This window comes from Roseicyclus sp., from assembly GCF_052168335.1.
Taxonomy (GTDB): domain Bacteria; phylum Pseudomonadota; class Alphaproteobacteria; order Rhodobacterales; family Rhodobacteraceae; genus Roseibacterium.
In genome coordinates this window covers 1-6,726 of the sequence record NZ_JBQLZP010000348.1, presented here as the reverse complement: position 1 = coordinate 6,726, position 6,726 = coordinate 1, and the positions used below count along the sequence as shown (strand labels likewise).

Here is a 6,726-nt window from a genome sequence, read left to right as displayed (position 1 = left end):
GGGCCCGGTGATCCGCAGGGCGGCCGCGCCGACCCGCAACTCCCGCCCGCGCAGCGCGCCGAGGTTGATCCCCGAGACGACGAGGTTCCGCCGCAGCGTCTCGGGCGCGATCTCCGCAAGGCCCGCCAGCGCCGCGATCACCGGCAGATGCTCGGCCTGGATCAGCGTCACCGCCCGCTTGCCTGCGCGCCCGTGGTCGCCCTCCAGCCCCTCCGCGCGCATCTCGGCCGCCGCCACGGCCAGCACCTCCGCCAGCCGCGCGGGCCGGAGCCCGATCCACGCGAGGCGTCCGCTTTGCGCATGGCGCGAGGTCAGGCTTTCGAGGCTCTCCATGCGCCACGAGATAGCGCGGGGCGGACTCGACTCCCACCCCGCCCGGCGCTAGGATCGGAACAAAGCACGAACAAGCTGGCGCCATGCCCCCGACCCGTCCCGACACGCGGACCCGGCGCATCCTGTCGCTGTGGTTCCCCCGCCTCGCCGCCGAGCGCGTCCTGCGGCTCGAGCCCGCGCTTTCCGAAACCCCGCTCGCCGTGGTGTCGGAGACGGGCAACCTGCGTCTCGTCGCCGCCCTCACCGCCGCCGCCGAGGCGCGCGGCCTCCACCGCGGCCAGCCGCTGAGCGAGGCGGTCACCCTCTGCCCCGACCTCGTCACCCGCCCCGCCGATCCCTCCGGCGAGGCCGCCTTCCTCGCCGCGCTCCGCCGCTGGGCGGGCAAGTTCAGCCCCTGGGTGGCCGAGGAGGCGCCCGAGGGCCTGACGATCGACCTCACCGGCTGCGCCCACCTCTTCGGCGGCGAGGCGGCGCTCTTCTCGCAGGTGGAGGCGGACTGCGCCGATCTCGGCCTCACGGTGCGGGCGGGCATCGCCGACACCCCCGGCGCCGCCTGGGCGCTCGCCCGGTTCGTGAAGGGCGCGACGGCCCCGGTCCACACCGGCGACGCCATCGACCAGGAGGCGCGCGCCACCCGCTCCCGTGCCGGACGGCGGCACTGGACGAAGGGCGGAAGCGCGCGCACACCGACCCCGGCGCAGGGCGAAGCCCGCACACCGACCCCGGCGCAGGGCGAAGCCCGCACACCGACCCCCGCGCCGGGCGAACCCCGCACACCGCCCCCGGCGCAGCACGAACCCGGCACACCTCTCCCCGCGCGGGCCGAGCCCCGCATCGCGCCCCCCGGCGCCACGCGGCAGGCGCTGGCGGCGCTCCCCGTCGCGGCGCTTCGCGTCGCGCCCGAAACGGCGGAAGGCCTCGCCCGCCTCGGCCTCCGCCGCATCGGCGACCTCGTCGGCATGCCGCGCGCGGGCCTCGCGCGCCGCTTCGGGGCCGACCTCGTCCGCCGCCTAGACCAGGCCCTCGGGGTCGAGCCCGAGCCGATCTCGCCCGCCGGCGCCCCCCTCCACTTCGCCGTCCGGCTCAGCCTGCCCGAGCCCATCGGCCTCGAGGCCGACATCCTCGCGGGCCTCGACCGCCTCATGCCCATCCTCTGCGGCAAGATGCGCGCCCAGGGCCGCGGTGCGCGGCGCGTGCGGCTGGAGTGCTCGCGCACCGACGGCGGGATGCAGGTCGTCGAGGTGGGCCTCGCCCGCCCCGCCGACCGCCCCGACCAGCTTCGCCCCCTCTTCGAGCTGAAGACGGGCGCCATCGACGCGGGCTTCGGCATCGACCGCCTGCGCCTCTCCGCCCCCCTGACCGAGCCGGTTCACGCCGCCGAGCACAAGGGCGGCTGGGCCGTCAGCGCCGAGGCCGGCGCCCCTCGCGGCGACACGCAGGACGTGGCCGACCTCGTCGCCCGGATCGGCGCGCGCGTCGGTCTCGAGGCGATCACCCGCGCCCGCCCCGCCGACAGCCACATCCCCGAGAAGACCGCCGCCATCCTCGCCGCCGCCTGGTCCGAGCCCGCGGCCGACTGGCCCGAGCCGCCCCGCCCGCGCCCGCTCACCCTCTTCCGTCCCGAGCCGCTGCGCGCCCCGGACGACCCCGACCCGCCCGGCGAATTCGCCTGGCGCGGCCGGCGGCTTCGCACCCTGTCCGCCGCGGGGCCCGAACGGATCGCGCCCGAATGGTGGCTCGACGACCCCGACTGGCGCTCGGGCGTGCGCGACTACTGGCGCGTGGTCACCGAGGATGGCGCGGCGCTCTGGCTCTGCTACGCTCATGGCGACACCGCGCCGGGCGGCACCGGCGGGGGCTGGTTCGCCCATGGCGATTTCGGGTGAGGAGAGGGCGATGGACAGGGGCTTCCGGGTGCAGGGCCTCGGCGAGGTCGCGATCCGTTGCGCCGACCTCGCCGCGATGACGGCCTTCTACGAGGACATCCTCGGCCTCGAGCGGCTGCAAGGCAACGCCAGCCCCGACATCGTGTTCTTCCGCATCGCCGAGGGCGTCGCCGGCCACACCACCGTCCTCGCCCTCTTCGACAGGACCCTCGGCACGGGTCCCGACGCTCCCGCCCCCGAAACCGCCCCCGAAACCGGCGCCCGCTCCTCCCTCCACCACATCGCGCTCAGCCTCCCCTTCGCGGAACAGGAGGCCGCGATCCGCTGGTACGAGGCGAAGGGCATTCCCTACCGGGTCGAGCACTTCGGCTGGATCGGCTGGCGCGGCGTCTTCACGCAGGACCCCGAGGGCAACACCGTCGAGCTCGTGGCCCATGACCCGAACCTCGAACCGCCCCGATCCCTTCATCTTTCTCCAAATACGCGGGGGAGCGCGAGGGGGTGAAACCCCCTCGCCCCGGTCGCCGCCGCAGGCGGCGAAACCCCCTCGCCCCGGGTCGCCGCCGCAGGTGGCGAAACCCCGCGCGACGCGCCCCCCCTCAGATCGCGACCTTGCGCATCTCGTCGAGATAGACCTCGCGCAGCCGCGTGGCGACCGGTCCCGGCCGGCCTTCGCCCAGCGCGGCGCCGTCGATCTCGACCACCGGCATCACGAAGGCCGAGGCCGAGGTGATGAAGGCCTCGTCGGCGGCCTTCGCCTCCTCCACCGTGAAAGGCCGCTCCTCGACCCGCATCTGCGCCTCGCGTGCGAAGCGCAGGACGGCCGCCCGCGTGATCCCGTGCAGGATCTCGGTGCCGAGGTGCCGCGTGACGATCACGCCGTCCTTCACGATGTAGGCGTTGTTCGAGGTGCCCTCGGTCACGAAACCGTCCTCGACCATCCAGGCGTCGTCGGCGCCCGCGGCCTTGGCCATCATCTTGCCCATCGACGGATAGAGGAGCTGCACCGTCTTGATGTCGCGCCGGCCCCAGCGCTGGTCCGCGATGGAGATCACCTTGATCCCCGTCTTCGCCACCGGGTTCTCGGCGAGGCCCGGCTTCGACTGCGTGAAGAGCACGAGGGTCGGCGTCGCGTCCTTCGGATAGGCGAAGTCGCGGTCCGCCGCGCCACGCGTGACCTGCAGGTAGATCAGCCCGTCCTCGACCCCGTTCCGCGCCACGAGCTCCCGGTGGATCTCCAGCAACTCGTCCGTCCCGACGGGCTCCGCCATGTCGAGTTCCGAGAGCGACCGCTTCAGCCGCGCCGCATGCCCGTCGAAATCGATCAGCTTGCCGCCGAGCACGCTCGTCACCTCGTAGACGCCATCGGCGAAGAGGAAACCGCGGTCGAAGACCGAGACCTTGGCCTCTTCCTCGGGCAGGTACGCGCCGTTGACGTAGACGGTTCTGGACGTGGCTTGGGACATGGGCGGACCTCCGGTGTTGCGCCGCCTGTGTCCCGCGTCGCCCGCGCCCGGTCAAGAGCGCCCGGCGCCGCCGCCGACCCTTCGGGTGCCCTCGAGCAGCGTATCCTCCACCGCGCCCCCCTGGATGACCGAGATGTCGCCCGTCGTCTCCAGCACCACGAACCTGACGGCGTCCATGTCGTGGACGTTCGCTTCCCTCAGCTTCGCGATCAGGTCCTTGCGGTCCACCCGCGTGAGGTCGAGCGCCTCCTGGTCGATCCGCCCGTCGCGCATCAGCACCACCGGCGTGTTCTGGATCGCCTCCTCCAATCGCTCGGAGGCGAAGCGCAGCCGGGCGATGCCCCATTGCGCCAAAAAGAGCCCCGCCATCGCCGCCAGCGCCTGCGTGAACCCGTCCCAACCCGTCGACCGCGACGCCCCGGCCAGGAGCGAGCCCATCGCCACGGTCATCACGAAGTCGAAGGTCGTCATCTTCGAGAAGGACCTGAGTCCCACCACCCGCGTCAGCGCGATGATCCAGACCATCGCCACCGCGGCGAGAATCGCGCCCCGAAGGGCGATCAGGGCGAGGCCCGCGTCCGGGTCCATCATGGCTTTCTCCCTCCGTCCGCCGCACCAACGCGCCGCGCGCCCGTCGGGGTTCAGGCGAGGAGCATCCAGACGGCCACCGCACCGAGCGTCAGGCCGAACCCGACGTTCAGCCATCGCCCCTCGCGCCCGGAGAGGAAGAGACGGGCGAGGCATTCGCCCGCGACGGTCCAGGCCGTGAAGGCCAGGAGGTTGTTCAGCGTGAAGACCGTCGCGATCCAGAGGACGGCGGCGACGCTGCCCTCGCCCGGCAGGAACTGCGAGAACATGAGCGCGATGATGAGATACGCCTTCGGGTTCACGAGGAGGAGGAGCGCGCCGCCTCCCGCCCCGAGCGGTCGCGCCTCCGGCCCGCCCGCCATGGCGCCGGATGACGCGATGCGGACCGCGAGCCAGAGCACGTAGGCCGCGCCGACGAGTTGCATCGCGCGCGCCGCCCCGGGCGCTTGCGCGACGATCCCCACGAGGCCGAGGCCGATCCCCGCCGTCACGAGCCACGTCGCGAGGTGATACCCCGCGCTCGCGGGCAGCGTCGCGGCGAGGCCGAAGCGCGCGCCGTTGGCGGCGAAGACCATGTTCCCCGGCCCCGGGCTGTAGGCCAGCGGCAGGAGGAAGACGAGGAGCGCGAGCGTTTCGGACATGGGGGCCTCCGGGGATGGTGTCCGAAGGCGTGCCATGGCGGCGCCCCTCCGGGCGACCCGGAAGCTGCGGCTTCAGCCGCCCGTTCGCGCGACGTCCGATGCGGCCAGCCGTCCCTCGGCCAGGAGATGCGCCAGGACCCTTGCAACGGCACGGGCATCGGCCAGGCCGTCATGCGCCTGCGCCTCCGGCGACAGGCCGAAATGCGCCGCGATCCTGTGGCTGCGGAGGCCGTGAATGGTCTCGAGCGGGACACCCGCCTTCAGGAGAAGTGCTGCGGCATTGCCGAAGCGGGCGGCCGGAACGGGCGAGACGATGCCCGCCACGAAACAGGCCGGCGCGATCGAGGTGATCTCGTCCTTGCCCCAGCTCCACAGCGGCGCGTCGCCCGCGAAGGCCGCGAACCGCTCCAGCGCCTCGGCCAGCGGGAGACCCTCGCGTGCGATCCGTGCCGCGTCGATGCCGGTGAGCCGCGTGAAGAAGTCCGACGGCGTCACCGGCCCGTCGCGTCCGACCGGGGCCACGATGCAGTCGAAACTGTCCCCGAGCGCAAAGGGCGCCTCCAGCGACAGCCGCACCGCGCCGATCTGCACGAGCAGCGGGTCGGGATCGTCGGGCCCGCACCAGAAGCGGCTGGGCGAGGTCTCGTTCGTCAGGTGCTCGCAGTCGAAGACGACGACCTCGCGCATGGGCCTACCCCCAGAGTGAAGGATTCGCTGGATAAATCACGGACCCCTCGAACCGCAGCGGTGTCTCGCGATCTTCTGCAAGAAGGAGCGGCCCGTCGAGGTCCACGATCTCCGCGCCCTGCGCCACCAGCATGGCGGGCGCCATCGCCAGCGACGAGCCGACCATGCAGCCCACCATGACGCGGAAGCCCATCGCCTCGGCCTCGGCCCTGAGCGCGAGCGCCTCGGTCAGACCGCCGGTCTTGTCGAGCTTGATGTTGACCATGTCGTACTTGCCGACGAGGTCCGGCAGGCTGGCGCGGTCGTGGCAGCTCTCGTCGGCGCAGACGGGAAGCGGCCGCGCGATCTCCCGGAGGAGATCGTCCTGACCGGCGGGCAACGGCTGCTCCACCACCTGAACGCCGAGGCGCAGGAGATGCGGCGCAAGGTCCGTGTAGACTTCGGCCGTCCAGCCTTCGTTCGCGTCGACGATGATCCGCGTGGCGGGCGCGCCTTCCCGCACCGCCTCGAGCCGGGGCATGTCGTCGGGCGTGCCGAGCTTGATCTTCAGGAGCGGGCGGTGCCCCTGCCCGGCCGCCGCCGCGCGCATCGCCTCGGGCGTGTCGAGCGACAGGGTGTAGGCCGTCGTCACCGGCCCCGGCGTCGGCAGGCCCGCGAGCGCGTGGACGGGCCGCCCCGCGCGCTTCGCCTCCCAGTCCCAGAGCGCGCAATCGACCGCGTTCCGTGCGGCACCCGCAGGCAACGCCTCCTGCAAGCCCTCCCGCGTGATGTCGCCCGGAAGCGCCTCGATCGCCTCCGCCACGCTGTCCAGCGTCTCGCCGTAGCGGGCGTAGGGTACGCATTCGCCCCGGCCCGTCACGCCCTCCCGCGTGACGCGCACGGTCAGCACCTGCGCCTCCGTCCGCGAGCCGCGCGAGATGGTGAAGGCCTGCGCCAGCCGGAACGTGTCCCGCGTGACCGAGATCACAGCGCGTCCAGCGCGTCGCAGAGCCGCGCGGCCCCCTGCCGGAACGGATCGACGGCCGGCAGGCCCATCCGCTTCTCCACCGCCTCGAGATGGGACAGCGCCTCGTCCTCGCCCATGGCGGCGGTGTTGATCGAGATGCCGACGACCTCCGCCTTCGG

Annotated in this window: 9 protein-coding genes; 2 read left to right on the top strand and 7 right to left on the bottom strand. The window is 73.2% G+C overall.

What is annotated here, in order from left to right; genetic code table 11:
• Positions 1 to 333 (bottom strand): MOSC domain-containing protein (locus tag ACTS11_RS10825; protein WP_442640323.1); only part of this gene is annotated, 333 nt, incomplete at its 3' end.
• 83 nt (positions 334 to 416) lie between these two features.
• Here ACTS11_RS10825 and ACTS11_RS10820 point away from each other — a divergent pair.
• Both ACTS11_RS10820 and ACTS11_RS10815 read left to right on the top strand, forming a co-directional pair.
• Entirely contained in the window at positions 417 to 2,219 is a 1,803-nt protein-coding gene (locus tag ACTS11_RS10820) for a Y-family DNA polymerase (RefSeq protein ID WP_442640322.1), read from the top strand.
• A 10-nt stretch (positions 2,220 to 2,229) separates the two neighbouring features.
• Positions 2,230 to 2,724 (top strand): VOC family protein, encoded by a 495-nt coding sequence (locus tag ACTS11_RS10815; protein ID WP_442640321.1) that lies wholly within the window; start codon positions 2,230 to 2,232, stop codon positions 2,722 to 2,724.
• A 94-nt stretch (positions 2,725 to 2,818) separates the two neighbouring features.
• On the opposite strand, the gene ACTS11_RS10810 is transcribed toward ACTS11_RS10815, so the two are convergent.
• The 6 genes from ACTS11_RS10810 to ACTS11_RS10785 all read right to left on the bottom strand — a co-directional run.
• On the bottom strand, positions 2,819 to 3,685 hold the full coding sequence (locus tag ACTS11_RS10810) for a D-amino-acid transaminase (RefSeq protein ID WP_442640320.1): 867 nt from the start codon (positions 3,683 to 3,685) through the stop codon (positions 2,819 to 2,821).
• Positions 3,686 to 3,736: 51 nt separating this feature from the next.
• Complete coding sequence (locus tag ACTS11_RS10805) at positions 3,737 to 4,276, bottom strand: DUF421 domain-containing protein (RefSeq protein ID WP_442640319.1); 540 nt, start codon at positions 4,274 to 4,276, stop codon at positions 3,737 to 3,739.
• A gap of 50 nt (positions 4,277 to 4,326) precedes the next feature.
• Positions 4,327 to 4,914, bottom strand: a complete 588-nt coding sequence (locus ACTS11_RS10800) for a LysE family translocator (RefSeq protein ID WP_442640318.1) — start codon at positions 4,912 to 4,914, stop codon at positions 4,327 to 4,329.
• A gap of 72 nt (positions 4,915 to 4,986) precedes the next feature.
• On the bottom strand, positions 4,987 to 5,601 hold the full coding sequence (locus tag ACTS11_RS10795) for an exonuclease (protein ID WP_442640317.1): 615 nt from the start codon (positions 5,599 to 5,601) through the stop codon (positions 4,987 to 4,989).
• A 4-nt stretch (positions 5,602 to 5,605) separates the two neighbouring features.
• The gene (dgcA, locus tag ACTS11_RS10790; RefSeq protein WP_442640316.1) at positions 5,606 to 6,568 is read right to left on the bottom strand and encodes an N-acetyl-D-Glu racemase DgcA; all 963 of its coding nucleotides are present in this window, start codon (positions 6,566 to 6,568) and stop codon (positions 5,606 to 5,608) included.
• A partial coding sequence (locus tag ACTS11_RS10785) for a DUF1611 domain-containing protein (protein ID WP_442640324.1) occupies positions 6,565 to 6,726 on the bottom strand: 162 nt, incomplete at its 5' end. The genes ACTS11_RS10785 and dgcA, both read right to left, overlap by 4 nt.

Coding starts and splice junctions, on each gene's coding strand:
- ACTS11_RS10815 (WP_442640321.1), top strand. CDS start 2,230: ATGGACAGGGGCTTCCGGGTGCAGGGCCTCGGCGAGGTCGCGATCCGT.
- ACTS11_RS10800 (WP_442640318.1), bottom strand. CDS start 4,914: ATGTCCGAAACGCTCGCGCTCCTCGTCTTCCTCCTGCCGCTGGCCTAC.
- ACTS11_RS10795 (WP_442640317.1), bottom strand. CDS start 5,601: ATGCGCGAGGTCGTCGTCTTCGACTGCGAGCACCTGACGAACGAGACC.
- ACTS11_RS10820 (WP_442640322.1), top strand. CDS start 417: ATGCCCCCGACCCGTCCCGACACGCGGACCCGGCGCATCCTGTCGCTG.
- ACTS11_RS10810 (WP_442640320.1), bottom strand. CDS start 3,685: ATGTCCCAAGCCACGTCCAGAACCGTCTACGTCAACGGCGCGTACCTG.
- ACTS11_RS10805 (WP_442640319.1), bottom strand. CDS start 4,276: ATGATGGACCCGGACGCGGGCCTCGCCCTGATCGCCCTTCGGGGCGCG.